The sequence below is a fragment of the Prochlorococcus marinus subsp. marinus str. CCMP1375 genome (assembly GCF_000007925.1).
Lineage (GTDB): Bacteria > Cyanobacteriota > Cyanobacteriia > PCC-6307 > Cyanobiaceae > Prochlorococcus_E > Prochlorococcus_E marinus.
In genome coordinates this window covers 672319-697664 of the sequence record NC_005042.1, presented here as the reverse complement: position 1 = coordinate 697664, position 25346 = coordinate 672319, and the positions used below count along the sequence as shown (strand labels likewise).

26 protein-coding genes are annotated in these 25346 nt (G+C 37.0%); 11 read left to right on the top strand and 15 right to left on the bottom strand.

The genetic code is table 11. The features are described from left to right. Window positions 1-4 precede the first annotated feature (4 nt). From secD to rsmA, 5 genes are all read right to left on the bottom strand, one after another. On the bottom strand, window positions 5-1489 hold the full coding sequence (gene secD / locus PRO_RS03790; RefSeq protein ID WP_011124919.1) for a protein translocase subunit SecD: 1485 nt from the start codon (window positions 1487-1489) through the stop codon (window positions 5-7). Between the two features lie 3 nt (window positions 1490-1492). Beyond that, entirely contained in the window at window positions 1493-2476 is a 984-nt protein-coding gene (locus PRO_RS03785; RefSeq protein WP_011124918.1) for a pyruvate dehydrogenase complex E1 component subunit beta, read from the bottom strand. A 207-nt stretch (window positions 2477-2683) separates the two neighbouring features. Then, complete coding sequence (locus tag PRO_RS03780) at window positions 2684-3040, bottom strand: DUF3082 domain-containing protein (RefSeq protein WP_011124917.1); 357 nt, start codon at window positions 3038-3040, stop codon at window positions 2684-2686. Continuing rightward, window positions 3037-3996 carry a 4-(cytidine 5'-diphospho)-2-C-methyl-D-erythritol kinase gene (gene ispE / locus PRO_RS03775; protein WP_011124916.1) on the bottom strand — a complete coding sequence of 320 codons (960 nt, stop codon included), beginning with the start codon at window positions 3994-3996 and terminating at the stop codon, window positions 3037-3039. The genes PRO_RS03780 and ispE overlap by 4 nt, the downstream gene beginning before the upstream one ends. Beyond that, window positions 3993-4832 (bottom strand): 16S rRNA (adenine(1518)-N(6)/adenine(1519)-N(6))-dimethyltransferase RsmA, encoded by an 840-nt coding sequence (rsmA, locus tag PRO_RS03770; RefSeq protein ID WP_011124915.1) that lies wholly within the window; start codon window positions 4830-4832, stop codon window positions 3993-3995. Before rsmA ends, ispE begins: the two co-directional genes overlap by 4 nt. A gap of 139 nt (window positions 4833-4971) precedes the next feature. On the opposite strand from rsmA, the gene PRO_RS03765 reads away from it, so the two are divergent. The 5 genes from PRO_RS03765 (at window position 4972) to PRO_RS03745 (ending at window position 8145) form a co-directional block, all read left to right on the top strand. Beyond that, complete coding sequence (locus PRO_RS03765) at window positions 4972-5355, top strand: hypothetical protein (RefSeq protein WP_011124914.1); 384 nt, start codon at window positions 4972-4974, stop codon at window positions 5353-5355. A 30-nt stretch (window positions 5356-5385) separates the two neighbouring features. Beyond that, window positions 5386-5823, top strand: coding sequence for a 23S rRNA (pseudouridine(1915)-N(3))-methyltransferase RlmH (locus PRO_RS03760; protein ID WP_011124913.1), 438 nt, complete (start codon window positions 5386-5388; stop codon window positions 5821-5823). A gap of 70 nt (window positions 5824-5893) precedes the next feature. Then, the gene (locus tag PRO_RS03755) at window positions 5894-6325 is read left to right on the top strand and encodes a LexA family protein (RefSeq protein ID WP_011124912.1); all 432 of its coding nucleotides are present in this window, start codon (window positions 5894-5896) and stop codon (window positions 6323-6325) included. A gap of 11 nt (window positions 6326-6336) precedes the next feature. Beyond that, entirely contained in the window at window positions 6337-7608 is a 1272-nt protein-coding gene (locus tag PRO_RS03750; RefSeq protein ID WP_011124911.1) for a Y-family DNA polymerase, read from the top strand. A gap of 63 nt (window positions 7609-7671) precedes the next feature. Then, window positions 7672-8145 carry a serine hydroxymethyltransferase gene (locus PRO_RS03745; protein WP_225866404.1) on the top strand — a complete coding sequence of 158 codons (474 nt, stop codon included), beginning with the start codon at window positions 7672-7674 and terminating at the stop codon, window positions 8143-8145. Between the two features lie 49 nt (window positions 8146-8194). Here the strand turns inward: PRO_RS03745 and dnaG are convergent, their stop codons facing one another. Then, window positions 8195-10255: a DNA primase gene (dnaG, locus tag PRO_RS03740; RefSeq protein ID WP_011124909.1), complete on the bottom strand. Its 2061-nt coding sequence runs from the start codon at window positions 10253-10255 to the stop codon at window positions 8195-8197. Between the two features lie 127 nt (window positions 10256-10382). Here dnaG and PRO_RS03735 point away from each other — a divergent pair, with 127 nt between their 5' ends. The 5 genes from PRO_RS03735 to PRO_RS03715 all read left to right on the top strand — a co-directional run bounded on the left by PRO_RS03735 (window position 10383) and on the right by PRO_RS03715 (window position 13129). Next, window positions 10383-11270, top strand: a complete 888-nt coding sequence (locus tag PRO_RS03735; protein WP_011124908.1) for a DMT family transporter — start codon at window positions 10383-10385, stop codon at window positions 11268-11270. A 25-nt stretch (window positions 11271-11295) separates the two neighbouring features. Then, a complete protein-coding gene (locus PRO_RS03730; RefSeq protein ID WP_011124907.1) occupies window positions 11296-11685 on the top strand; it encodes a hypothetical protein in 390 nt (129 codons plus the stop codon). A gap of 25 nt (window positions 11686-11710) precedes the next feature. Then, window positions 11711-12379, top strand: a complete 669-nt coding sequence (gene ruvA, locus PRO_RS03725; protein ID WP_011124906.1) for a Holliday junction branch migration protein RuvA — start codon at window positions 11711-11713, stop codon at window positions 12377-12379. Window positions 12380-12447: 68 nt separating this feature from the next. Next, window positions 12448-12717: a 30S ribosomal protein S15 gene (rpsO, locus tag PRO_RS03720; RefSeq protein WP_011124905.1), complete on the top strand. Its 270-nt coding sequence runs from the start codon at window positions 12448-12450 to the stop codon at window positions 12715-12717. Between the two features lie 34 nt (window positions 12718-12751). After that, complete coding sequence (locus PRO_RS03715) at window positions 12752-13129, top strand: PAM68 family protein (protein ID WP_011124904.1); 378 nt, start codon at window positions 12752-12754, stop codon at window positions 13127-13129. A gap of 5 nt (window positions 13130-13134) precedes the next feature. Here PRO_RS03715 and PRO_RS03710 read toward each other — a convergent pair whose 3' ends face one another. From PRO_RS03710 to PRO_RS03670, 9 genes are all read right to left on the bottom strand, one after another. Further along, window positions 13135-16641, bottom strand: coding sequence for a DNA polymerase III subunit alpha (locus tag PRO_RS03710; protein ID WP_011124903.1), 3507 nt, complete (start codon window positions 16639-16641; stop codon window positions 13135-13137). Window positions 16642-16883: 242 nt separating this feature from the next. Further along, window positions 16884-18344, bottom strand: a complete 1461-nt coding sequence (gene gatA, locus PRO_RS03705) for an Asp-tRNA(Asn)/Glu-tRNA(Gln) amidotransferase subunit GatA (RefSeq protein ID WP_011124902.1) — start codon at window positions 18342-18344, stop codon at window positions 16884-16886. A gap of 50 nt (window positions 18345-18394) precedes the next feature. Beyond that, window positions 18395-18625 carry a DUF1816 domain-containing protein gene (locus tag PRO_RS03700; protein ID WP_011124901.1) on the bottom strand — a complete coding sequence of 77 codons (231 nt, stop codon included), beginning with the start codon at window positions 18623-18625 and terminating at the stop codon, window positions 18395-18397. 147 nt (window positions 18626-18772) lie between these two features. After that, window positions 18773-20029 carry a 23S rRNA (guanosine(2251)-2'-O)-methyltransferase RlmB gene (gene rlmB, locus PRO_RS03695; protein ID WP_011124900.1) on the bottom strand — a complete coding sequence of 419 codons (1257 nt, stop codon included), beginning with the start codon at window positions 20027-20029 and terminating at the stop codon, window positions 18773-18775. A 4-nt stretch (window positions 20030-20033) separates the two neighbouring features. Next, a complete protein-coding gene (locus PRO_RS03690) occupies window positions 20034-20447 on the bottom strand; it encodes a Mini-ribonuclease 3 (RefSeq protein WP_011124899.1) in 414 nt (137 codons plus the stop codon). After that, the gene (locus PRO_RS03685; protein ID WP_413315675.1) at window positions 20444-20851 is read right to left on the bottom strand and encodes an STAS domain-containing protein; all 408 of its coding nucleotides are present in this window, start codon (window positions 20849-20851) and stop codon (window positions 20444-20446) included. Before PRO_RS03685 ends, PRO_RS03690 begins: the two co-directional genes overlap by 4 nt. A gap of 22 nt (window positions 20852-20873) precedes the next feature. Further along, on the bottom strand, window positions 20874-22019 hold the full coding sequence (gene carA / locus PRO_RS03680; RefSeq protein ID WP_011124897.1) for a glutamine-hydrolyzing carbamoyl-phosphate synthase small subunit: 1146 nt from the start codon (window positions 22017-22019) through the stop codon (window positions 20874-20876). Between the two features lie 40 nt (window positions 22020-22059). After that, the gene (gene trpD / locus PRO_RS03675; protein ID WP_011124896.1) at window positions 22060-23085 is read right to left on the bottom strand and encodes an anthranilate phosphoribosyltransferase; all 1026 of its coding nucleotides are present in this window, start codon (window positions 23083-23085) and stop codon (window positions 22060-22062) included. A gap of 118 nt (window positions 23086-23203) precedes the next feature. Beyond that, window positions 23204-23509, bottom strand: a complete 306-nt coding sequence (locus PRO_RS03670) for a DUF3288 family protein (protein WP_011124895.1) — start codon at window positions 23507-23509, stop codon at window positions 23204-23206. Window positions 23510-23594: 85 nt separating this feature from the next. On the opposite strand from PRO_RS03670, the gene PRO_RS03665 reads away from it, so the two are divergent. Further along, window positions 23595-25346 (top strand): ABC transporter ATP-binding protein, encoded by a 1752-nt coding sequence (locus PRO_RS03665; protein ID WP_011124894.1) that lies wholly within the window; start codon window positions 23595-23597, stop codon window positions 25344-25346.

Below are 25346 nucleotides of genomic sequence, written 5' to 3'. Positions count from 1 at the left end.
TTATTTAAGTTAATTGTTTGGGGAGTTGATTTTCAGACAAAAAGTTAGTTGTTTTCCTCAGAGATTTATAACTCATGAAAAATCTCAGAAGAACTCTAGTACAACTTAAAGCTGTAAATAAACTAATAAATACACCAATACCTAAAGTAGCAGCAAATCCCTTGACAAAACCTGTCCCCAAATAGAAAAGAGATATGCAGCTAATCAATGTAGTTATATGACCATCTATAATAGAAGAGAAAGCCTGGGAAAAGCCAGTCTCTATAGATCTAATCAATGTATTCCCTCTTCTTAGCTCATCTTTAACTCTTTCAAAAATAAGAACATTTGCATCAACAGCCATGCCGATACTTAATACAAAACCAGCAACACCTGGCAATGTAAGAGTAACTGGAATTAAGGCATATATCGCAATGTTAAACAAAGCATAAAAAGAAAGCGCAAAGATAGCAATGAAGCCAGCAAGTCGATAAAAACTGACCATAAATATTGCTACTAAAGACAATCCAAGGAGTGCTGCAATTAAACTTCTTCTAATATTATCAACTCCTAAAGTTGGACCTATTGTTCTTACTTGAACAATGCTTACAGGTAAAGGCAAAGAGCCTCCCCTAAGTTGAACTTCAAGTTCTCTAGCAGACTCGGCAGTGAAATTACCACTTATAGTCGCCGAACCACCTGTAATACCTGCTACCTTAAATTGCTCACCAACACTTGCCTCGCTAATTGATTCACCATCTAAAATAATCCCAAGCAATCTATCTGAACCAGCTATTGACTTAGTTAAACTTGCAAACTTCTCGCCACCATCTTGATTGAAAGCAAGCGTAACTTCCCAAGAGGTAAGATTCTGCTCTTGACGTCTACCTGCGCTTACCAAATCACTTCCTGTTAAAGAAGAAGGTTCAAACAATTCAACTATTTCACTATTTACTTTTTGTCTAATTTGATCAATCTGATCATGCTCATTTAATGAACTATTGGCTAAGCCTAAAGCCACTCTCAAATCATTAACCTGTTCTCCTATCTTTTTATTTTCTATTAACTCTGATTTATTATCCTTAGAAGCTTTTTTGTATAAATCAATATTATTAACCTGACTTCGAATCCTTTGTAGTCTTTGCATTTCTGATTTTGTATTAATTTTCTGTTTGCGAAATTCAAGCAATGCTGTTTTGCCAAGAACCCTAGCTGCTTTTGATGGTTCTTGTTCCCCAGGCAATTCCAAAATCAATTGATTTGTTCCAATCGTTCGAAGTGATGACTCTGCTACTCCTAATCCATTTACACGTCTATCTAATACCGACTGAACTGCCTCTAATTGTTCTGACTTGATCTGTTCATTAGGGTTCAGAGCCTGAACTTCAAGTGTTAATTGGCTTCCACCTCGAAGATCTAATCCTAATTGAAAAGGTAAATTAATACAAAGTAAAAAAGCAGAAATTACTAATGCAATTAAAAGGGCAAACCAACCTTGTTGACGTGCCATTAATTAAACTCCTAAATTAACCACTTGTTCTACAGTCTCAACAATTTGATGAGGCTGAATTATGGTTAAATTTTCAAGCTGACCATTATAAGGTGTAGGGATATCTTGACTAGAAAGTCTTATTGGACGACAATCCAGATCATCAAAACAGTGTTCATTAATTAAAGCCATCAACTCAGCTCCAATCCCTCCTGTTTTCATACATTCCTCAACAATAATTACTCTATGAGTTTTTCTTATTGAATTACAAATAGTTTTAATATCAAATGGTTTAAGACTGATCAAATCAATCAACTCAACATCAATATCTTTCTTTGTCAATTGTTCAACTGCTTTTAAACAATGATGACGCATTCGTGAATATGTAAGTATTGTCACATCTTTACCTTCTCTAACTAGATCAGCTTGATCAAGCGAACATAAATAATCACCTTCAGGCAACTCTTCTGTGAGATTGTAAAGAAGAACATGTTCAAAAAATAAAACTGGATTGTCATCTCTTATAGCAGCCTTCATTAAACCTTTTGCATTGGTTGGTGTACTACATGCAACTATTTTAATTCCAGGAACTGCATGAAAATAAGCTTCCAACCTCTGGCTATGTTCAGCTCCAAGCTGTCTTCCAACACCACCTGGGCCACGAACAACAGTCGGGATTTTGAAGTTGCCCCCACTGGTATATCGAAGCATTCCCATATTATTAGAAATCTGATTAAACGCTAAAAGCAAGAACCCCATATTCATTCCTTCAACTATTGGGCGCAACCCTGTCATAGCAGCACCTACTGCCATACCTGTAAAACTATTTTCTGCAATAGGAGTATCTAAAACTCTTAGCTCTCCATATTTTTCATATAAATCTTTGGTGACCTTATAAGAGCCACCATATTGACCAACATCCTCGCCCATAACACAAACATGAGGATCTCTAGCCATTTCTTCATCTATGGCTTCACGAAGAGCATTGAAAAGAAGAGTACCTGCCACAGTTTTCTTGGAGTCCCAGATGAACCGACTTAACTAAGCCAAGCTATAACAAAGTGTGCCCTATTATCCGCCTGCTGCAAATGTAGAAAGAATAAGCACCGAAAGCAACATCCCCGGACATAGCAAAAGAACTAGCAATCCAAGGTCATGAAGAGTCATCTAATTCCTCCTTTATGTAATAAAAACAACAGATTTAATACCCAAACACTAATCATCTCTTGGGCTTCTGACAGTGAACAAACTGCGAATAAATACAATTGTTAGGCCCAGTCCAATGAACGCAAATGTAAAGGTAGCCAAAAAACACATCCCTATTGCCAATGTTTTGATGGCCGAAGAAATACTTTGAGCAATCTGTGATGAGTACTGAGGCGAGTGCAAAGCGAAATAAACAATAACCTTCTTACTAAGCGAAAAACAAAGCCATGAAAAAAAAATGCTTGAAATTGCTCCTGACAAAAAGCTCAACGGCCCTTTCTTAACTGTTTCAGAGCCCTCTTGACTAATGATCTTTGAACTAGATTCCGAAGATGTTTTTGAAGAGTCTTTATTAGGTTCAATCACAATCTTAAAGAAACTCCTGACGATTTAAATGCACAACACCACGCATCCAATCCTGACAATTTTAGTTTATTTCTATTTTCTTCTAATGCTATTTGTGCTCCATTAAGATCAGCAAAAATACCAAAACAGCTTGGTCCTGATCCACTCATAGCAAGTGAAAGTACCCCTTCAAGAGAAGAAAGAAACTCCAAAGCATTTCTTACCGCTGGAGTAATGGGTTCGATGACCTTCTGAAGGTCATTTTGCAAAGGTGGTGGATTTGTACAATTCAATGGATTCAACCATGACGCGTCTCTAAGTGATTGACGCCTCTTTTCAAAATCTTCTTCCATCTTTAAATAATCATTGCCATATATCTCCTTGAATTTTGAATAAGCCCAAGGAGTAGAGACTTCAACTAAAGGGTCTTTAACCAGAACAACAGCCATAGATTGTTTTATCTCAGGGATCATTTCCAGAGATTCTCCTCGACCAAAGCAAAATTGAGTTCCCCCCCTTAAGCAAAAAGGGACATCAGAGCCAAGTTCAGATCCTAATTTTTCCAATTGTTTTTCAGAAGACCCTATCCCCCATAGGGAATTAAGACCGACTAAAGTTGCCGCTGCATCACTAGAACCACCTGCTAGACCTGCTCCAATAGGAATATTCTTCTTCAAATGAATCTCGGCACCCACATTTTTATCACTAGAGCAAGTCTGTATCAATTGTGCAGCCTTTAAAATTAAATTGTCATCGCCTGTACTTAAGTTAGGGTCGTCAGATGTCAGCGTTATTTCACCATTATCAGTTTTTAAAAAATCAATTTCATCAAACAAATTAATACTCTGCATTAACATTGCCAATTCATGAAAACCATCCTTACGAAAACCAAGAACTTCTAAATGCAAATTGATCTTTGCAGGTGCAATTACACTTAAAGATCTTGATGAACTCAGCTCAGAATAATTAATATTCATTTCTTTTTCGATCGATCCCATCTTTCCAACTCCCTTGCTAATTGAACCCAAATCATAGGTGCTAACTCTTGAGGTCTTTGATTAAGATTAATACCTTGTCTGTAAGCTAATGGTTCCAACTCATCTAAAGGACATATCTTCGTCAATGTATTTCTTAATTTTTTTCGTCTAGATAAAAAAGCTATTTGCACAATGGATGCCACTCTTCTTTCAACTAAAAAGTCAAGCCGTTCATCTTTCTCCAATGGATCTAAAATAATTACCTCTGAATAAACTTTTGGTTGCGGACTAAATGAACTGGGATGGACCTCACAAACACTTTGACATTTTGCTAATAATTGAAGTCTTACACTCATTGCACTAAAACTACTCTGACCAGGTAACGCCAAAATTCTTTTGGCAACTTCTTTCTGCACTAGCAAAACCAAACGCTGATACTTTACTTCAGAAGAACGTCCTAACCTCCCAATCAATCTTTCTAGAAGAGGACCCGTAATGTTGTATGGAATATTCGCAACAACTTTATTTGCCGCAATACCATCATGAGGCAATAACGACACGGAAAGAGCATCTCCCTCTTGCAAAGTAAATCTAGATTGTCCAGCAAAACGTTGTTTCAACCCAACAATCAATTCTGCATCTAATTCAACCCCATGAACTAACTTTACGTTTGATTCAAGCAATTTCTCAGTAAGAGCTCCTCGTCCAGGCCCAATTTCTAAAATACGATCCTCTTCTTGAAGATCTGCTGCTAGCAAAATTTTTTCTAGAATGGAATCATCACGAAGCCAATGTTGCCCAAAACGCTTACGTGGAACGTGTCCTGAAAATGGCATATTATATTTTCTCCTTTTGTAATTCTCTAATAACTCAATACATCTATCAAATCGCAAAAAAGCATCTCATACAATCAACATTTTCAAATAGAGTATGTATTAATCAAAATCTTCTTTAAAAGTATATTTCTTTTTAACAATGAGCTTTGATTCCCACAGCCTGGAACGTCTACGAGAGTTAGGTCGAAAGCTTCCTAAATCACTACCCACTCCTTCCAAACCTAATCAAGCACCAAGCTCAAACCTTCATCCTATTGAAACTGAATCAAATCCCAAAAAACTTTTTGAAGAATTAATTAAAGCCAGCCCAGACGGAAAAATCCCCTCTCATTTAATTGATCGCCTTAAAGAAGCTGAATACTTTGACTTAGAGAAACAATCTCATAACAAAAAACACACTCTCCTAGAGTCTTCTTCTCAGTCCTCATCAAAGAATAAAACTAAGTCCGAAGCAAAATACGATAATGAAAATAATGATATGTATATTTCTTTCAAGCGATTATTGCTCGAAGAAGAAGATTGATTTTCTTTAATAGCTCAAAGCAAGAAACCAGTGCTTAATCCATCTAGATTTAGAATACTTGCTATAGGGAAAGTCCGTAAATCATGGATACAAAATGGTCTAGAGGTATATAGAAAAAGGCTTCCAGGATTATCAATCACTGAAATACGTGATGGTGATATAAAAAAAGAATCAAGAGCTATTATTTCCTCAATAAAAAAAGATGAGTTACTAATAGCTCTTTGTGAAGAAGGTGAGAAATTTACTTCTATGGATTTTTCTCATTGGCTGCAAAACTTGGGTTCAAGTCGCATTGTTTTCGCTATTGGAGGTACCAATGGGCTATCTCAAGAAGTAAAAACTAGTGCTGATTTATGCATTAGTCTCTCAGCTCTAACTTTTCCACATGAAATGGCTAGGCTTATTCTGGCAGAACAATTATATAGAGCAATCTCTATCGCTAAAGGGAGCCCTTACCATAGAGAGTAAATCCACCCTAGAACGACCTTAATAGCCGCAATGGTTATGGTACATTTGTACTATCTGCCATCTTTTTGTTTTGCGTTTACATGGTGCTCATCCCAATCCTTCAAATCTACTGCTGCCTTTGCCGAGTGAATCCGTAACAGCAGGTTTCCCCTCTCCTGCTGATAACTATGTGGAAGATAACATTGACCTAAATGAAGAGTTAATACATCGCCCGGCAAGCACTTTTTTTCTACGTGTAAAAGGGGACTCTATGAGCAATGCAGGAATACTAGACGGAGACTTACTAATTGTTGACCGTAGCCTAGACGCAAAACCAGGCAATATCGTTGTCGCCATACTTGATGGGGCCTTCACTTTAAAAAAATTAACTTACCGTAAAAACATTCCTTATTTAGAAGCAGCGAATCACAACTACCCAATAATCGATCTACGTCGATATGGAGCCGTACAAATCTGGGGGGTCGCAATATATTCAATTCATACGCTACCCCGTAGAAAATAAAAGACCTAATTATGTCTATAGCTCTAATTGATAGTAATAATTTTTATGCTTCATGCGAAGAGAGCATGGATCCTTCCATAAGGAATCATCCTTTAATAGTGCTTTCTAATAACGATGGTTGCGTTATAGCTCGTAACGCAGAAGCCAAGGCCCTTGGGATCGCTATGGGACAACCCTATTTCAAGGTACGTCGCAAGCTAAAAGATCTTGGAGTAAAAATACGAAGTTCAAACTACGCACTTTATGCTGACATGAGTCGGCGCTTAATGAGTCTCATAGAAGCAAACTGTGAAGAGCTGGAAATTTATTCTATTGACGAAGCATTCGTAAAAATCAACCGTCCTCATGACTACGATCTCAATCCCTGGGCATATCGACTACGCACAACAATATATCAAAGTCTAAGCTTACCAATTGCTATTGGAATTGGAACTACCAAAAGCCAATCAAAGCTTGCTAACCACTTAGCAAAAACAACAGCAAGCCATGCAGGGATCTTTGATTTCGAAGCCTCCGATGATCAAGACCATTGGCTTAAGCAAGTTGCAATAGAAAACGTTTGGGGCATTGGAAGAAAATTAGCCTACTGGTGTCGAATGCACGGAATTAATAATGCTCGACAATTACGAGACACTCCCAGTAATGAACTAAGGCAAAAATTCGGTGTTACAGGCATACGTTTACAACATGAATTAAGAGGGGAAAAATGTCTCAACCTCTTAATAAAATCTATTCCCAAAAAAGAAACATGCGTCAGCAGAAGCTTTAGCCGTCCTGTAAGTAACATAGAAGAGCTGCGACAAGCAATAGCAAATCATGCAGTACGTGCAAGTGAAAAATTACGCAAACAGCATCAACATGCTACTGCAGTTACAGTATTTACTCGTACTAGTTTATATACGTCACCTTTTTATAGCCAATCAGCGACACAGCGTCTAAGTTTACCTAGTAATAATACTAGAGTTATTCTTTCAACAACTCTCTCTTTAACAGAAAAAATATTCTGCTCCAATTGTTTATTAATAAAAGCAGGTGTAATTATGCAAGGACTTGTAAACGAAGACTATCTTCAACTATCTTTATTTTCACTAACTAATCCCAAGGAAATATCCAGACACAAAAGCTTAATGAAATCAATTGACTACCTAAATACGCGATATGGTAAGGACACAATACAATGGGCTGTTTGTGGCATCAATCAACAAGAATGGGAAATGTGCCGAAGAAACTTAAGTCCTTCAGCAACAACACTTTTCAAAGAAATCCCTATTGTAAAAGCCTAAACTCCTAAGGTAAAATCTGACTGACCTAATGAGTGGTTCTCTAAAAATTATTTAAAAAATAATATGTTGGAATTCATCCTATTTCTTGACGCATCAGAAAAGAAAATCTTAGATTTAGTACAAAAAGCAAACTATCAAGTAGAAGAGAATACGCCATTATGTCTTATAGGGCAGAAATTCTTTGGATTTCTAAAAAAGCAACAAAGAAAAGTTGTTATATGTACAGAAAATGCAAAAAGATATGGTGGCTATAATTTTATAAAAGATAAATCTACAGGTGGATCATTTAAAACAGGTCTTATGATAAGAAGAGCCCTAAGACATGAATCAGTACATATAGCTCAAGAATGCAATAATGGTAAGTTAATTAATATATTTGATAAGAAGAAATTAAAAATAAGTCCGTATAAACTCGAAGCATTAAGAGCATCTACTGAACTGACAGGGGAACTAGATAAAGAGTATGAAGCTTATGCTATGGAGGACAATCCAAAAAAAATAATATCAGCCCTAAAGAAATTCTGCTTTGTTAATTAAGAGAGATAACTAGTCTATAAATCTTTAACCTAAATGTCAGGAAGAAAAATTATGCCGTTAATGTTTCATTCCCTGCATTGGATAATGCGCATCGTTGTTGATCTAAATAAAGAATATGCTTACGCTCTGCATAATATAACTCTTGGAAGTTTAGAGCTTCTATATTAAGCTGCTCAAACATTTTATCAATCCTAAGTTCCATATCATATTTCTCATTAGGGTGTTTCTGTTCTTGCTCAATAAGTGCAGAGATACAAGTTTCAAGGGTTTCTAATCTCTGTCCACTCCAAGCCTCAATTAGATGTCTACAACGCTTTAGAGCTTTCTGACGCTCTAAGACAGCAAGTGTTCCTCTTAATTCAAGAAGAGGTTCTTTAATCAAAGCCAACTGAAACTCATCAGGTTCCAAAAGCCGCGTAAGCGTAGAGCTAAGTGAATCATCATTGTCTGCAACCAATTTATCCAAAAGAATCTTAGAAAGTTCTATTTCTGACAACTGCTGAGAATTACTCTCGCCCCGGCTAATAGATTCCAAAAGTGTTGCGCCGATATGTTTCTCTTCTAATTCACTAATAGCAATCCAAAGCAATCGATGGTGATGCAACGCAAAATCTTCAAGCTCTCTCTGCCTCAATTCATTGCGAATACAGGCTCGGTGATTAGGAAAATGGAGGTAAAGACGAAGGATCTGAGCCTCAAGTCGTTCTCTTAAACTTGTCTCGCTAGGAAGTGCAAAGCGACTAGAGCGTCCATGCCATCGCTGTCCTTTAATCTGATTTCGAAGATCTTCTTCCAACTGCAATGCTAAGCGAGCCTGTCCTCCACTGAGCAACTCAGCTACTTTTTGAAGATAATGAGAGCGTAATGCCGACTGAGGCAGCTTTCCAAGCAATTGCACCAAGCCACTAACAGCACGTTGAAAATGATCAGCTTTGCTTAAATCACTATCCTTCAAAATCTGATCAATTTGCCAGTCAAGCCAAAGAGGGGAATTGTCTGCAAGAACTTTGTAATCTAAATCCGAATGATCTTGAAGATATTCATCTGGATCTTTACTGGAAGGCAGTTGTAAAATCCTTAGCTCCAATTGCCCCTGCATCGCTAGATGCTCTACCTCACCAATAGCCCTATTAGCAGCACGAATACCCGCACTATCCGTATCAAAATTAAGAATTATGCGTTTACTATCACTACATCTACATAGCTGTTTAATTTGTTGACTACTAAGAGCAGTTCCTAATGCTGCAACAGAATTATTTATACCAGCTGAATGAAGAGCTATTACATCAAAATACCCCTCAACAACTATAGCCTTGTCCGCCTTACGAATAGCATTAGCAGCTTTATCTAAACCAAAAAGATGTTTTCCTTTCTCAAAAAGTTCGGTTTCTGGTGAATTTAGATACTTTGGATCAGATCCATCAAGGCTTCGTCCCCCAAAACCTATTACACGGCCCTGACGGTCATTAATTGGAACAATTAAGCGGTTCCTAAATCGATCATAAAAACCATTCTCACTCTTACGTGGAACAACAAGACCAGCTTCCACTAACAACTCAGAAGAGATACTCTCTACATGATTCATATATGTAATAAGTCCATCCCAACTCTGAGGCGCATAACCAAGCTCAAAGGAATCAATAGTCCCCTTATTGAGTTGACGAGTCTTCATTAGATAATTCAACGCCTCAACTCCCACAGAACTTCTCAATTGATCTTGGAACCAGCTTTTCGCAAGAGATAAAACCCGAAGCAATCTATCTTTACGAGAAAGTTCTTGACGAAAACGTTCCTGCTGAGGTCCATCTAAAGTCTCAACAGGCAATTGGTACTTTCTTGCTAATTCAAGTACAACTTCACCAAAGCTTTGACGTTGAAGCTCCATAAGGAACTTGATTGAATTTCCTCCAGCCCCGCATGAAAAGCAAAAATAAAATTGCTTCGCAGGTGAAACTGTCATAGAAGGTCTGTTGTCATCATGAAAAGGACAAATTCCAACAAATTCCTTACCTTTTTTCTTTAAAACAACATGCTCTCCGACAACATCGACTATGTCCGCTTTTTCCTTAACGGCATCTAAAGTGCGTGGATGAAGCCTAGGATTAACCATTATTTAATTATGAAGGACATAAAGTGATTGGAATAGTTCTAGTTAGGAGTCTTAAGTTCTTAAGAAAATTCATGTATCAAATGAAACTAAAGGATTGCCTTACTAAGAACGAAATCATAAACATCCTATGAACTGGACGCTATGGAATAAACAGAAAAAATACACACACGGATTTATAACATTAGTTGGAAGCGCCTTGGCTTTCAGTCTTATGACGGTCTGTATCAAACATCTTAGGGGACGTATACCAGTTGCAGAGCTTGTTTTTTTTAGATCTGTATTCAGCTTATTGACAACAAGGTTAATGATGAGGAATGCAGGAGTATACCCTTGGGGTATTAACAAGAGATTACTTATAGCAAGAGGCTTAATTGGTACAAGCGCTTTATTTTGTGTTTTCAAAGCAATTGATTCTTTACCTTTAGGCGCCGCAACAATAATTCAATACACTTATCCTACTTTTATTGCTTTTTTAGCTTGGTTAATACTTAATGAAGAATTACGGAAGCGAATCTTTCTAGCAATAATTCTTGGATGGCTGGGGGTTCAAGCTGTAGTACATACGCTATGGGAAAACAGTTCACATCAACAACTAGCGTTCCCATCGGTAATAGTTGCTTTGAGTGGAGCTATGCTCACTGCTCTTGCTTACGTAATAGTTCGCAAGTTATCTAAACAAGAACATCAACTAGTTATTGTCTTTTATTTTCCATTAGTTTCCATTCCAATAACTTTGCCATTCTTAATTCATCAATCAGTTTTACCTATAGGAACAGAATGGGCATGGCTTATAGGAATAGGTATATTCACTCAATTAGGGCAGTTGCTAATTACTAATGGTCTTAGCCTCCTGCCTGCAGGATATGCAGGTTCAATAAGTTACACCCAAGTTATATTTGCAACTTTATGGGGATGGCTGATTTTTTCTGAACCATTAACGTTTTATATACTTGTAGGAGCAACATGCGTTTTACTCGCGACATTAATTTCTCTTAGCGATTTACCAAATTTCTAATAAAATTAGTAAAAAGATTGTCATCATGAAATTCTTGCTCACATTAATCTTTGCACTAAGCTTCTCTTCAACTGCAAATGCTGATGATTATCAAGCTGGATACTCAAGATCTAGAACATGCACAAAGACCGAATATAGAGAAGAATACTTTCCTGGCACACAAGAATCTCCAGGCTATGTAAATCACTGGACTGAAACAACAGAAGTACCTTGTAAGACAAAACGTTCAGCTAAGCGTACAGGATCAGTCCTTAAAGAAGAAGATACTAATGATTGCAAGGAAGGTTCACTTATTGGAGGATTGCTTGGTGCTGGTATAACAATGTCAGGGACAAGGGGTAAAGACAGATGGTGGGCCGTGCCTGCTGGTGGCGCAGCTGGAGCAATGATTGGTTGTTCAATCGATGGAGGTTAAGTAGATCTCTGCATAAAATACCCTCATGATTAGCTGGTTAAATGGTCTAAAAATAGAAATCTGGGAAAACGGAACTCGAAAAGGAGTATTAATTTCATGCTCTGGTGTTGGCTATGAAGTACAACTCTTGAGTAGAAGCCTTCAGCTATTAAATACGTCAAAAGAATTAATACTTTGGGTTCACGAAGTACATAGAGAAGATGGATCTCAATTAATAGGCTTTCTGAACAAATTAGAACGAGACTTATTTCGCAAATTAATAAGTGTTAGTGGCGTAGGTCCTCAACTTGCAATTTCACTACTTGAAAAGAATCCAGCAGAACAACTTATTTCTGCAATAACTAAAAAAAAGATTGCTCAACTAACTAGTTGTCCAGGCGTAGGGAAAAAGACTGCTGAAAGATTAGTAATCGAACTCCAAAACAAGCTTTCTGATTTAATTGGCTCAAGTCTAAAAAAAACCAACAATCACTTAGAACTAGAGTATGAAACGAACGTTGCAGATGAAGTGAGAAGCACTTTACTTAATCTTGACTACAAGAATTCTGAAATTGAAAAAGCTTTTCTAGAGTTTGAAACAAGTTCCAAATCAATTAGATCTAAAGCTCAAGAGAGTTTTGAAGTTAGCAAAGGTCTTGATTTTGAAACTCTCCTCAAAGAAACTCTCATTAGAATAAATACAGAAAGTGGTTAAGAAGCAACTCGACAAGTTAGATTAAGAAATCATCTAAGCTTTCTCCCCAGGCATTCCCCTTAACAAACATGACGCTAAATACTGAAGCAAAACAAAAAATCATCAACAAGCACCAAACACATGGAACCGACACAGGCTCGGTTGAAGTACAAGTAGCGATGTTAAGCGAAAGGATAAACCAACTAAGCAAACATCTTCAAAGTAATAATCATGATTTCTCTTCCAGACAAGGTCTTCTTAAAATGATTGGTCAAAGGAAGCGATTGCTTAATTACGTTAAAAAGCAAAGCGAAAGTAGATACAGTTCACTAGTTACTAAACTTGGCATTAGAGGCTAATAATCAAACTATTTGAAAATATAAACTTATTCATATGAAAGACTCCTCAAAAAAATATAAATTAAAAAATAGAAAGGATAAAAGAAAGAGAGAATCTTTTATACCAAAACCAGTAGCAAACCGCATGGCAAGAAGGATTGCTATTACTACTGGTATACCAACGCTATCAGGAATGGGTGTTTTTATAGTGAGTTATTTACTCATCATAAAAGGGATAACAGATGTTCCTCCTTCTATCACCCTATTAAGTTCTGCAATATGTTTTTTAATTGGTCTTTTAGGATTAAGTTACGGAATACTTTCAGCAAGCTGGGAAGACATACCAGGCAGTATTTTAGGGTTGGAAAATATAAGGCCTAATATAGAAAAAATGCGCAGTGCCTTCAGACCTATAACTTCGAAAGAAGAATAAGTTAATTACTTAACTAAACTTTTGCTGCAACTTGCATTGAACGAAATCTCCTTTAAAGATTCAACCAAAGCATTAGCATCTTTTACACAAAATTGATGTCCTAGGCGAACATATCTAATACTATTAATACCTTTGATAGAAGCAACAACAGGAACTTTGACTCCAAGTTCGTCTTTACCAGGTCTATGCTTGAAGAGACATTCTCTAAGGCGGTGTTGGTATTCAATCTTATTAATTTGCTCTGGCAATAGATCAATCAAGACAAATCTCATGTCATCAATTGAGCGGCAATCATCTACTATTAATTGAACTTTCTCATCTCTACGGTCAACAGAAGCCCAAAAAAGAAGGCGTGTTTCTGTTAGCAAATGATCAGACAACCTATAAAAACTTTTTGGGAAAACTACTGCCTCGCATGAACCAGTTAAATCCTCAATTTGTAAAATGGACATTTTATCTCCCTTGCGAGTATTAACAATACGCATCTCTTTTATCATCGCGATAACACTCACTTTAGATTTATCTCTTTGATCATCTAAATTTATTAAACTTATAGGAGCAATAAGCTTTGCCGGCTCTGAAAGCTGCTTTAAAGGATGGTCGGATAAATAAAATCCTAACAACTCTTTCTCTAGTTTAAGTTTTTCAGTGGGATGGTAATCTTTAACAATAGGGCCTTGAGGAGCTGATGAAATATCACTTTTTTCTTCTTTCTCAGAGGATAAGTCAAAAAGGTTTCCCTGACCGCTAGCTCGATCTCTGGCACGCGCACCAGCCCAATCAATAATCAAATCAAGGTCTTTTACCAATTGCGCACGATTAGACTCTGGATGAAAAGCATCAAGTGCTCCACAATGAATTAGCGATTCTAAACTTCTTCTATTTAAAATATTAGAAGGGATTCTGTCACAAAGATCTGCTAAAGATAAAAAGAGGCCATCATTAACTCGAGCTTTTATTAACTGCCTAATAACACCATCTCCAAGATTTCTTACTGCTGATAATCCAAAAAGAATTCTATTTTCAAGAGGAGTAAAATCAATTCCAGAGGAATTGATATCTGGAGGCATAACTTCAATACCCATGGAATTGCAATTAGAAATATATCGTTGAATCTTGTCAGTTGAACTGGAATTGACAGTTAACAATGCCGCCATATATGCAACAGGGTAATGAGCCTTTAAATATGCAGTTTGATAAGTGACAGCTCCATAAGCAGTTGAATGACTCTTGTTAAAGCAATACTCAGCAAAAAGAACCATTTGATCAAATAGTTCACTAGCGATCTTTGAATCTACGCCTTTCTTCTTCGCTCCATCAATAAAAAATCCTCTGTGCTTTTGCATCTCAGAAACCTTTTTTTTACCCATTGCACGTCTTAATAAATCTGCTTGTCCCAAGGAATATCCAGCAAGATCTTGAGCTATCTTCATAATTTGTTCTTGATAAATCATTATCCCGTATGTCTCACCAAGTATTGGAGCCAAAGAAGCATGAGGGAAATCAATTGCCTCGCGACCATGCTTCCTATTGATAAATTTTGGAATCAACCCTGCATCAAGTGGACCCGGTCTATATAAAGCTAATATTGATGAAATATCTTCTAATGATGAAGGCTGCAAATCTCTTACTATTTGTCTCATTCCACTAGATTCCAGTTGAAAAATGCCTTCTAAATCTCCTCTAGATAAAAGCTCATATGTTTTCTTATCCTCAAGACTTAATTCATCTAAATCAACTCGTTCACCTATAGATTTCTCGACAAGATTCACTGTACGTTCGAGCATTGTAAGATTCTTAAGTCCTAAGAAATCCATTTTCAATAAGCCCAAAGATTCAATATCCTCCATAAAATATTGAGTAATAACTTGGCCATCATTATTTTTCTGCAAAGGGACTAATTCATCCAATGGGTCTGATGCAATAACGACACCTGCCGCATGCACACCAAAAGTCTTATTAGTTCCTTCAATACGAATAGCCATATCTATCCATTTTTTAACTAAAGGATCTTTCTCATATTTATCTCTAAATTCACTACTTGGTGAGTTCTTAGAAATCATTGCATCTAATTTGGCCGGTTTTCCCCTGACTACTGGAATTAATTTTGCTAGTTGATCAGCCTCCCTATATGGAATGTCTAAAACTCTTGCAACATCTTTAAGAACAGCCTTTGAGGTCATCCTATTGAATGTAATTATTTGAGCAACTTTATCTTCTCCATACATTCTAGTAACATAATCAATAACTTCATTTCTGCGTTCAATGCAGAAATCGGTATCAATATCAGGCATAGACTTTCTCTCGGGGTTTAAAAATCTTTCAAACAAAAGTCCATTCTTTACTGGGTCAATATTTGTAATTCCTAATGAATAAGCAACTAAAGATCCTGCCGCAGATCCTCTGCCTGGACCTACAGGAATTGATTGTTCCCTTGCGAACTTTATATAATCCCATACGACAAGAAAATATGTAGGGAAACCCATTTCTTCAATTATTTTAATTTCAGTAGATAATCTTTCTGAATATTCATTATCAATAAGATCAATAGAATCTAGTTTTAGTTTTTCCAGCAGACCATTTACACTTACTGATTCTAAGTATTCAATAGGCGTATTACCTTCGGGAACTGGAAATTTAGGCATCTTATAATTACCAAGTATAGAATACTCTTCAACTTTGCTTGCTACCATAAGTGTATTTTTGATCGCTTTAGTAACAACTTCTTCATCTAGATGGTCAACAAATAGGTTCTTCATTTGACTCTCAGATTTTAAATACTCCGTTCCTGTATAACGCAATCTTTTCTCATCTTTTACAAGCTTACCAGTAAGAACACAAAGCAATGCATCATGGGCTTCTACATCATTTTCTGTAAGATAATGAGCATCATTTGTTGCAACTAATTCAATATTTAATTCATTAGCTATTTTTGAAATAGCAACATTGACAATCCTATCTTCTATAGAGCCATGATCTTGTATTTCCAAATAAAAGTCTTCCCCAAAAACATTCTTATACCAATTAGCAACTTCCTTAGCTACATCTAAACGTCCTCGAAGAATAGCTTGTGGAATTTCACCACCAAGACATGCTGTAGAAATTATTAGTCCTTCGGAGTATTTCTTAAGCAAGTCTTTATCAATACAAGCTCTTGAGAATATTCCTCTGCCACGCATCCCTTTCAGATGACTAATCGTTGTTAATTTAACTAAGTTTTTATATCCAGTAGAATTCTTTGCAAGAATAACAAGATGATAACGTTTTTCTTTTTTTGGTTGTGGATCAGAAATAGATCCATTTATGACGTACATTTCATTACCAATAATCGGCTTTATCCCTTCTTTCTTGCACAACTTCAAAAGTTCTATTGCTCCATACATGACTCCATGATCAGTTAAAGCTAGGGCAGGGAACCCTAACTCCTTTGCCCTGGCAACCATTAAGGGAAGCTGACTTGCTCCATCTAGCAGGCTGTAATCACTGTGATTGTGTAACGGAACGAACCCCATTAACTTGTTCTCGCTAGTCAGGCACTCAATATACAGTGGCTCAAAAAATATATACGCTACATATAGAGAAATAACAATGCTCACTGCCTCCTTGTGGTGAAACAAGAAAAAGAAAGTGGAGTCAAAAGAGATTTGGAAGCCAGGGCAATATCAATCTGATAGAAAAAATTCAACAAGAAATGAGCATAAGGGTAGAGAAACAATTAATCCTCAACTTGAGGCCTTTAAGTGCTTCACAGTTACTAATTGATTAAGCTGCTTTCAGGTGCTGAATTCATAATTTCTGCAGCCTGCTCATATTGATGCGCAACTTGCAACAAGCGTGTTTCATCTAATACATTGGCTATTAATTGCAATCCAATAGGCAAAGCCTTTTCATCGAATCCACAAGGTAGGCTTATAGAAGGAAGTCCTGCTAAATTTGCTGGAATAGTCAATAAATCCGACAAATACATTGCCAAGGGATCATTTTGATGAGCACCTGATTTAAAAGCTGTTGTAGGAGAAGTGGGAGTCAAAAGAATATCAACATTTTTAAATGCATTTTCAAAATCTCTGCGAATAAGTGTTCTAACTTGTTGAGCTTTTCTGTAGTAGGCATCTACATATCCTGCAGACAATGCATATGTACCTATCAAGATTCTTCTTTGGACTTCGCTGCCAAAACCTCTAGCTCGAGTAAAAGCCGTCATGTCTGATAAATTATCTACCTCTTTAGCTCTGTATCCATATTTAACTCCATCATACCTTGCCAAATTTGCAGAAGCTTCAGAAGGAGCTATCACATAATAAGTAGCTATTCCATCAGTAAATCTAGGACATGAGACTTCTATTAATTCAGCTCCAAGAGATTGGAGCTGATCAGCTGCTTTAAGAACCGACTTCTTTACTTCTAAATCCAAGCCTTCTTGATCAAAACATTCTTTTATCAACCCAATCCGAAGGCCAGAAATAGATTCAGAAATGTGATCTGAATATTTTGGAACTGGTACGTCTAAACAAGTTGAATCTCTTGGGTCATGTCCAGCTATTACCTGTAAAATTTCAGCAGCATCAGAAACATTTGTAGAAAAAGGTCCAACCTGGTCTAAAGAGCTAGCAAAAGCAATGAGTCCCCATCTACTTACACGTCCATATGTAGGTTTTAGACCTACCACACCACAAAAAGAAGCAGGTTGTCTTATAGACCCGCCTGTGTCAGAGCCTAAAGCCGCTGTACATAACCCTGAAGCAACAGCAGCAGCACTACCTCCAGAACTGCCTCCGGGGACTCTTGTTATGTCCCAAGGATTTTTCGTAGGGCCAAATGCTGACGTTTCGGTTGAACTTCCCATAGCAAATTCATCTAGATTTGTTTTCCCTAAAAGTATTCCTCCAGCCTTCCAGAGTCTTTGCGTAACAGTAGATTCATAAGGTGGAATAAATTCCTCCAACATCTTGCTTGAACAAGTCGTAGGTATACCTTTTGTACAAAGATTATCTTTTATTGCAAAAGGAACTCCTGCTAAAGGAGGCAGCTCTTCCCCCGCAGCTCTAGCCTCATCAATTTTGATGGCTGAAGCTCTAGCCTTTTCATGATTCAAATACAGATAGGAATGAAGGGTATTTTCAACTTCTTCTATACGATTGATTTGTTGATTTATCAACTCAAGAGAAGAAACCTCTCCTTTGTTTAATTTCTGTCGCCATTTAGCTATGGACATTATTATTTGGTGTACTTATATAAGAAGCTATCGCACTAAGTAAAAAAGGGTCAAAGGGTTAAAGGCTCTATGCGTCTACAACGAACAAAATCATGGGTTATAGATTCAATACCTTCACTTGTCAAATCATCCAAGAAAATAGGCACGTTATTTCTAAGACTTCTTTGCGTTAAAAAAGGACCAAACCAATAAGTGGTATTAGGGTTTTGAGTCTCAATCTTAGCCCACCAAGCGAAGCCAAAACTGTTACCTAAAACGCGAATCGCCCTAAATGGGCCCATAGTTAATTAATGATCTTTTACAATATTAGTACTTATGTATAAAAAAAACTAACGCCTACTTGGATTCTTTTGACTTAAATGTTCAATCAACCATTTTATTTGAAAATATAAGTTGTTCAAAAACTGAGATCATGTGATTAGATTTCTTTAATTGGTTTGAAAAGGTTTAGTTTCCAATTTTGCTCTTACTAATTTAGGGGAAGGATCTTGCCCTGCAATCCCTTTCATCCAGCCTTGTCTAGCTACTTCATACAAAACCACTGAGGTTGCTACTGAGGCATTTAAGCTAGTTGTAACTCCTCTAAGAGGAATTTTCACTAGGAAATCACAGTGCCTTCTAGTAAGGAGAGACAAGCCTTTTTCCTCTGAACCTATTGCCAATACCAATGGACCATCAAAAGTAATTTCATTAATTGTTTTGTCTCCTTCTCCTGCAAGGCCAATTATTGTATATCCAGATTTTTTAAGTTCTTCTAAAGATCGGTTCAAATTAACAACTCTTGCAACAGGTAAATGTTCCAAAGCTCCTGCGGCAACTTTCGCAACAGAACCTGTCAATCCAGCACTTCGTCTTTGCGGAAGAATCAATCCATGAGCCCCCAATGCTTCAGCAGAGCGAACTATCGCTCCTAAATTTTGAGGATCTGTAAGGCCATCTAAAGCTATTAAAACAGGAGATTCATCTATAGATTGGCAGCCTTCAATAAGTGTTTTCAAATCAAAAGTCTCCGAGGCTGCTGTTTGTAGGGCTATACCTTGATGAACTCCTCCAGTCGTAACATGTCCCAATCTTGCCCATGAAACTTCTTCAACAAGAACACCTAAGGCTTTTGCATCCTTTAGAAGTTGAAAAAAGCGCGGTGAACTTCTTATCTCAGATGTACACCAAATTCTATGAATTGCTCGACCTGACTCAAGAATTGCTTGAGTTGAATGTCTACCCCAAAAAATATCATTTGACTCACTCTCAAAAACAAAGTTCTGCTTAGGTTTCTCTATTTCTTGTGTACTCTGACTAAAATCATTTTGATTATTTCTTGAAAAAGAAGTAAATCTTCTACTTTGAACAAGATTCGGCTGTCTTTTGTTACTAGATGATCTGTTTTGGGTTTCTTCTGAATTAATACTCCTCCAAGCTCTCTTTGAATTAAATGATGCTTTATTAGAAGCAGAAGAATCTCTTGCATTATCAAAATTTCTTTTCTTCTGATTACCTCTATCAAAATTAACTTTCTCCGTATCTCTGCGATATGGAGAATCTTTTTTATGATCGCTTTGATTCCATTCTGATTTATTACCTTTTTTCCATCTCATTGAAGCAGAGGAACCTCTCTTATTATTCTTTCTTTCTTTAGAAGAAAAATCTCTAGAAAAATTGCCTCCACGGCGATCATTAGAACTCATTTTTTTAATCCTTTTTTTTATCAGATTCGATTTGATCTAATCGATCTAGTAGCTGAGCAAGGCGATTGGGGTCTTTCAAAAACAACCATCCAATAAGTGTTTCGAAGCCAGTAGCCTTACCATAAATAGCAATATTTACCTTACGAGAACCACGGCCAACACGATTACGTCCTTTTCTGACGAATTTTCTCTCTAAATCTGTCAAATAATAATCAAGATTTTCTAAGGCTGCAGCCTGAGCCTCAGCTCTTACTAGTGAAACAACAGAAAAATGAAGGTCTTTACTTTTAGCTGGCTTTTCACAAAGACGAAGTCTCTGATGCATTTCCCAAATAGCATCTCCCAACCAAGCTAATTGCAAAGTGCCCAAAGCATCTGGGCTCCCAGATGGTTTCAAGAGACGAATCCAATCAGTCAAGCTGCTAATTGAGTGAGAGCTGCGTTCAAATCAGCTGCTACATGAAGAAAATCCTCTAAACGAACAAGCTTGATAGTTTGAATAACTCTTGGATTGCCCACGACAACAAAAGATCTCTTATCCTTTTTGCATTTTTTGGCGGAATGCACCATTGCTCCTAAGCCAGAAGAATCAATAAAATCTATTTTTGTTAGATCAAGCACAATCGGCAATTTGTTGGAGCTAAGGACATCATTTACAAAATCTGTAAACTGTTTCTCTGAGTAAGCATCTAGCTGTCCAGTGAAATAAAAAACTAAACAGCCTTTTTTTCTTTCAAATCCACCCCGTAAAGAAACGGTCAATCGTTGTAATTCGGTTATGGGACCAAACCCCCTAATACTTCTCAAAAGAATATTAGTGATCAAAAAGCAACTCAACCACGCTTCAACGACGTTCTGACATTAGATCAACAAAACGGGAAAAATGGTGATCCGCATCATGAGGGCCTGGACTGGCTTCTGGGTGATATTGGATGCCAAAGATTGGCCTGTTACACATTGCGATGCCTGCAACAGTTCCATCATTCAGGTTCAAATGTGTTATCTCAACAACATCTTTATCTAAAGACAAGGCATCCAAAGCAAAGCCATGATTCTGACTTGTTATTTCTATTCGCCCTGTTTTACCGCATGGATGATTTAAACCTCTATGACCATATGCAAGTTTAAAAGTCTTTCCTCCAAGGGCCAATCCTAGAATTTGATGGCCTAAACAAATTCCAAACATAGGTACATCTACCTCTTCTATTAAACGCTTAGCTAAAGACATTCCTTCCTTAACAGAAGAAGGATCTCCAGGTCCATTAGAGAAGAACACCCCTTCAGGGTTAAAAGACATAACTTCGGAAAAGCTTGTATTTGCAGGCAAAACATTAACTTCACAACCGTGCGCTACCAATCGATTTAGAATTGATCTTTTTATCCCAAAATCTATAGCTACTACATTAAAAGGAGACATTGCCTGATTAACAACTCTCTCATCAAAATCAACTGAGGCAAGTGAATTCCACTTATATGGCTTTTTAGTTGTAACTTCACCAGTTAAATTAAGCCCCTTCATTTGCGGAGCCTGCCTAATTGTATTTAATAAGGATGATGGAGAAGCATTATTTTCTGAAGATATAATTGCATTCATAGTGCCAGAGCTTCGCAAGTGTCTAACTAGCGCTCTTGTATCTACATCACAAATCCCAACAACCTTTTCATCTTTCAACCACTGCTCAAAAGTTTTAGTTGAACGCCAATTACTTGCATAGCAAGAGACTTGTCTAGCGATAACACCTTTTGCAGATGGCGAATCAGATTCTTGATCTTCAGGGTTTACACCAGTATTTCCTAATTCAGGAAAAGTAAACGTTATTAATTGTCCAAAATAACTAGGATCTGTCAATACCTCCTGATAACCGGTAATACCAGTATTAAAAACAATTTCGCCTGACACAGTTCCTCTAAAACCAAATGCTTTCCCTTCAATAAAAGTACCATCAGATAAAACCAAAATTGCATTGTCATTACCAGAGAAAATGCTCATAAAGATTAATTAAATAAGATTTTTAGGTATTGCAAAATTTTCATTCTAAACAACATTTTAGCTCATTAAATTTATCCAATGGTTTAGACAATTCCATGGCTTCTAAAGCTATGGTAACTCCTTTTTTTAAATCAAGTTCTTTCCCAGAGGCCCAAAATACTAAGGACGAGTTAAGTGCAACAACCTCCCTTTGTGATTGTGTCCCTCTCCCTTGAAACAAGGAACGAAGAATATCCTGATTTGTTGCTAGAGAACCTCCCTTCAGAGTGCTATTAGGAGAAATAGTCAACCCTAACTCTTCTACATCCAAGGTTTTAGATGTTATTTGACCATTTTCTAGAAACCTAACTTCATTAGGTCCTTCTAATGAAGCTTCATCTAAGCCACCCGCACCATGAACCACTACTGCTCTTTCTAAACCTAAATTCCTTAAGGCTTCTACCATTGGATCCAACAATTCAGATTTAGCTACTCCTAAGACTTGGGCCTTTGGTCTAAAAGGATTAACTAATGGTCCAAGAAGGTTGAAGACTGTTCTTACGCCAAGAGCTTTTCTTAAAGGAGCTAAATTTATTAAAGAAGAATGCCAGGCTGGTGCAAACAAAAATGTAATGTTATTTTTTTCAATCGCTTTGACCACTAATTCAAGAGGGGCATTTAATTTTATTCCGAGTCCTTCTAAAACATCAGCTGATCCAACTTTGCCGCTTGCACTTCTATTTCCATGCTTAGCAATAGTAACTCCACAAGATGCTGTAACAAAAGCAACTGCTGTTGAGATGTTAAAAGTATCAGCTCCATCACCACCTGTACCACAAGTATCAACCATAAAGACTTCTGGAAGAGGATAGGGAAATAAGCAAGCATCCCTAAGAACTTCTGCCATAGAAGACAATTCCAATCCTGAAATTTGCTTAGCTCTTAAAGCAGTTAGGAAAGCACCTGTTTGTACTGGCAAGAGTTCGTCATTAAGCCAAGCCTTCATAAGAGCTTTTGCTTCAATTTCAGAAATCTCTTTTGTTGATAAAAGCTTTTCTAGGAGTTCTGGCCAAGAGACAATAGGCATAAAAAAATTGACTCTATAAAAACAAGTGATTTATCCCTCATTAATGTTGATGGGGATATCTCCACTATTACTTGATAATTTACTTCTAATAAGTAAAAAAGTGGAGAAGCCTATGAAATTAATTGACAGAATTCTCGGAGGTATCGAAACTTGATCCAAGCATTTCTTCTGGGAAACTATCAGGTCTATAACCTTTACGCCATATTTCCCTAGTAGAACTATGTAGCTCTTCTTTTGTAATGCCCCACAATTTTAAAATTTTAAGCATATCCATCTGAAGATCTTTTGCACCAGGGAAGTTCTCATATCTCATAAACAAACGAGCTATATCAATTAAGTCCTCATCTTCAGGAGAGTTTTTGGAGAGCAATCTATTCACATTCTCTCGATCAGTCGAATATAAAGGATGATTTTGATCTCCCATCAGTCAGCTTCCTGAATTAAATAGAACAACCAACTCACTTTTTTCACCGTAAGCAATATAAATTGGTACTCATACTAATGAAGTCATGGCAGCATTTCGAATTGATCTAATAAATAGATATTTAAAGCCTCATAGACGGACATTAATTCTAGGAGCAATAAGCCTATTAATTGTCAATATCTTGAGCGTTGCAATTCCTTTTGAAGTTCGTCGTGTAGTAGATGCCCTTGAAGAAGGCTTTAGCTTTAACAACATTCTTAGGCAAGCAGGTTGGATCATTTCATTAGCAACTGTTATGGGCATAGTTAGACTTTTATCTCGGCAACTTGTTTTTGGTATTGGACGACAGGTTGAAGTTGATCTCAGACAACGTTTATTTGATCACATGCTTATACAAGATCCAGAATGGGTTCAAAAAACTGGGAGCGGGGAAGTCATAACAAGAGCGACAAGTGATATTGAAAACATAAGACGCCTACTAGGCTTTGCAATTTTAAGTCTTACGAACACATTTTTAGCCTATGCCTTCACTATTCCTGCAATGCTTTCCATAAGTCCTTGGTTAACGGCAGCCTCAGTAAGTCTGTATCCATTAATGCTAGGAACTGTTCGCCTTTTTGTAGGCCGAATGATTGGTCAAAGAAAAAGGCAACAAGAAGCTCTTTCAAGGCTTAGTGAATTAATTCAAGAGGATTTATCAGGTATTAGTGCCATAAAAATATATGGTCAAGAAGCTGCTGAAGGCAACGCATTCTCAAAGTTAAATATCAACTACAAAAATGCTGCCATCAATCTTGCAAGAACAGCAAGTACTTTATTTCCTCTACTTCAAGGCATTTCATCAATATCTCTTCTTTTGATACTTGCTCTTGGGAGTGGTCTTATTGAGAAAGGCTTTCTAACAATTGGTGGGTTAATTGCATTGATACTTTACGTAGAAAGATTAGTTTTTCCGACAGCACTATTAGGGTTCACTTTAAACACATTTCAACTAGGTCAAGTAAGTCTTGAACGAATAGAGGAGTTGCTAACAAACACTCCTTTAATTAAAGACCAAAATCAAAGCAGAAGATTAAAGCTTCCTGTTAAAGGCAAATTAGAGGCAAGAGGTCTCAACATAAGTTATGAAAATGACCAAAAGGAAATTCTAAAAAATATTAATTTTGTTATTCAGCCAGGAGAGCTAGTTGCAATAGTTGGTCCTGTTGGGTGTGGGAAGACAACACTTGCCAGAGCATTAGGTCGGATGATTAATGTATCAAGCAAACAACTTTTTCTTGATGACATTGATGTAGTTGAACTAAAGCTTGATGAGTTAAGAAAAAATATCTCTTTAGTACCTCAAGAGGGGTATCTATTTACTACTACACTAAAAAACAACATCAGATTTGGCGTTCCAGATGAAACAATTGATAAAGTTAAATTGGTAGCCTCACAAGCTCATTTAACTGAAGATATTAAAGGTTTTCCTGATGGTTTTGAAACACTAGTAGGAGAGAGAGGCATAACACTTAGTGGTGGACAACGTCAACGCACAGCACTTAGTAGAGCTTTACTAACAAATGCTCCTGTACTTGTTCTTGACGATGCTCTTGCCAGTGTGGACAACAAAACAGCTTCTGCAATACTTACTTCAATAAGAACAAAAGTTAATAGAACGATATTGATGATAAGCCACCAACTTTCAGCGGCTGCGGCATGTGATCGAATATTAGTTTTAAGCGAAGGAAGACTTGTCCAACAAGGTACTCATGAAAGTTTGATAAAAATAGATGGCATATATAAAAAACTTTGGGATAGAGAAAAAGCTGTTGAGAAGCTTGATGAAGTCAAATAG

Excerpts from the sequence above, each read along its gene's own strand:
- secD (WP_011124919.1), bottom strand. The coding sequence starts at position 1,489 with ATGGCACGTCAACAAGGTTGGTTTGCCCTTTTAATTGCATTAGTAATT.
- ispE (WP_011124916.1), bottom strand. The coding sequence starts at position 3,996 with ATGAATATTAATTATTCTGAGCTGAGTTCATCAAGATCTTTAAGTGTA.
- rsmA (WP_011124915.1), bottom strand. The coding sequence starts at position 4,832 with ATGCCATTTTCAGGACACGTTCCACGTAAGCGTTTTGGGCAACATTGG.
- PRO_RS03765 (WP_011124914.1), top strand. The coding sequence starts at position 4,972 with ATGAGCTTTGATTCCCACAGCCTGGAACGTCTACGAGAGTTAGGTCGA.
- PRO_RS03750 (WP_011124911.1), top strand. The coding sequence starts at position 6,337 with ATGTCTATAGCTCTAATTGATAGTAATAATTTTTATGCTTCATGCGAA.
- PRO_RS03745 (WP_225866404.1), top strand. The coding sequence starts at position 7,672 with ATGTTGGAATTCATCCTATTTCTTGACGCATCAGAAAAGAAAATCTTA.
- dnaG (WP_011124909.1), bottom strand. The coding sequence starts at position 10,255 with ATGGTTAATCCTAGGCTTCATCCACGCACTTTAGATGCCGTTAAGGAA.
- PRO_RS03735 (WP_011124908.1), top strand. The coding sequence starts at position 10,383 with ATGAACTGGACGCTATGGAATAAACAGAAAAAATACACACACGGATTT.
- PRO_RS03730 (WP_011124907.1), top strand. The coding sequence starts at position 11,296 with ATGAAATTCTTGCTCACATTAATCTTTGCACTAAGCTTCTCTTCAACT.
- ruvA (WP_011124906.1), top strand. The coding sequence starts at position 11,711 with ATGATTAGCTGGTTAAATGGTCTAAAAATAGAAATCTGGGAAAACGGA.
- rpsO (WP_011124905.1), top strand. The coding sequence starts at position 12,448 with ATGACGCTAAATACTGAAGCAAAACAAAAAATCATCAACAAGCACCAA.
- PRO_RS03715 (WP_011124904.1), top strand. The coding sequence starts at position 12,752 with ATGAAAGACTCCTCAAAAAAATATAAATTAAAAAATAGAAAGGATAAA.
- PRO_RS03710 (WP_011124903.1), bottom strand. The coding sequence starts at position 16,641 with ATGGGGTTCGTTCCGTTACACAATCACAGTGATTACAGCCTGCTAGAT.
- gatA (WP_011124902.1), bottom strand. The coding sequence starts at position 18,344 with ATGTCCATAGCTAAATGGCGACAGAAATTAAACAAAGGAGAGGTTTCT.
- PRO_RS03700 (WP_011124901.1), bottom strand. The coding sequence starts at position 18,625 with ATGGGCCCATTTAGGGCGATTCGCGTTTTAGGTAACAGTTTTGGCTTC.
- rlmB (WP_011124900.1), bottom strand. The coding sequence starts at position 20,029 with ATGAGTTCTAATGATCGCCGTGGAGGCAATTTTTCTAGAGATTTTTCT.
- carA (WP_011124897.1), bottom strand. The coding sequence starts at position 22,019 with ATGAGCATTTTCTCTGGTAATGACAATGCAATTTTGGTTTTATCTGAT.
- trpD (WP_011124896.1), bottom strand. The coding sequence starts at position 23,085 with ATGCCTATTGTCTCTTGGCCAGAACTCCTAGAAAAGCTTTTATCAACA.
- PRO_RS03670 (WP_011124895.1), bottom strand. The coding sequence starts at position 23,509 with ATGGGAGATCAAAATCATCCTTTATATTCGACTGATCGAGAGAATGTG.
- PRO_RS03665 (WP_011124894.1), top strand. The coding sequence starts at position 23,595 with ATGGCAGCATTTCGAATTGATCTAATAAATAGATATTTAAAGCCTCAT.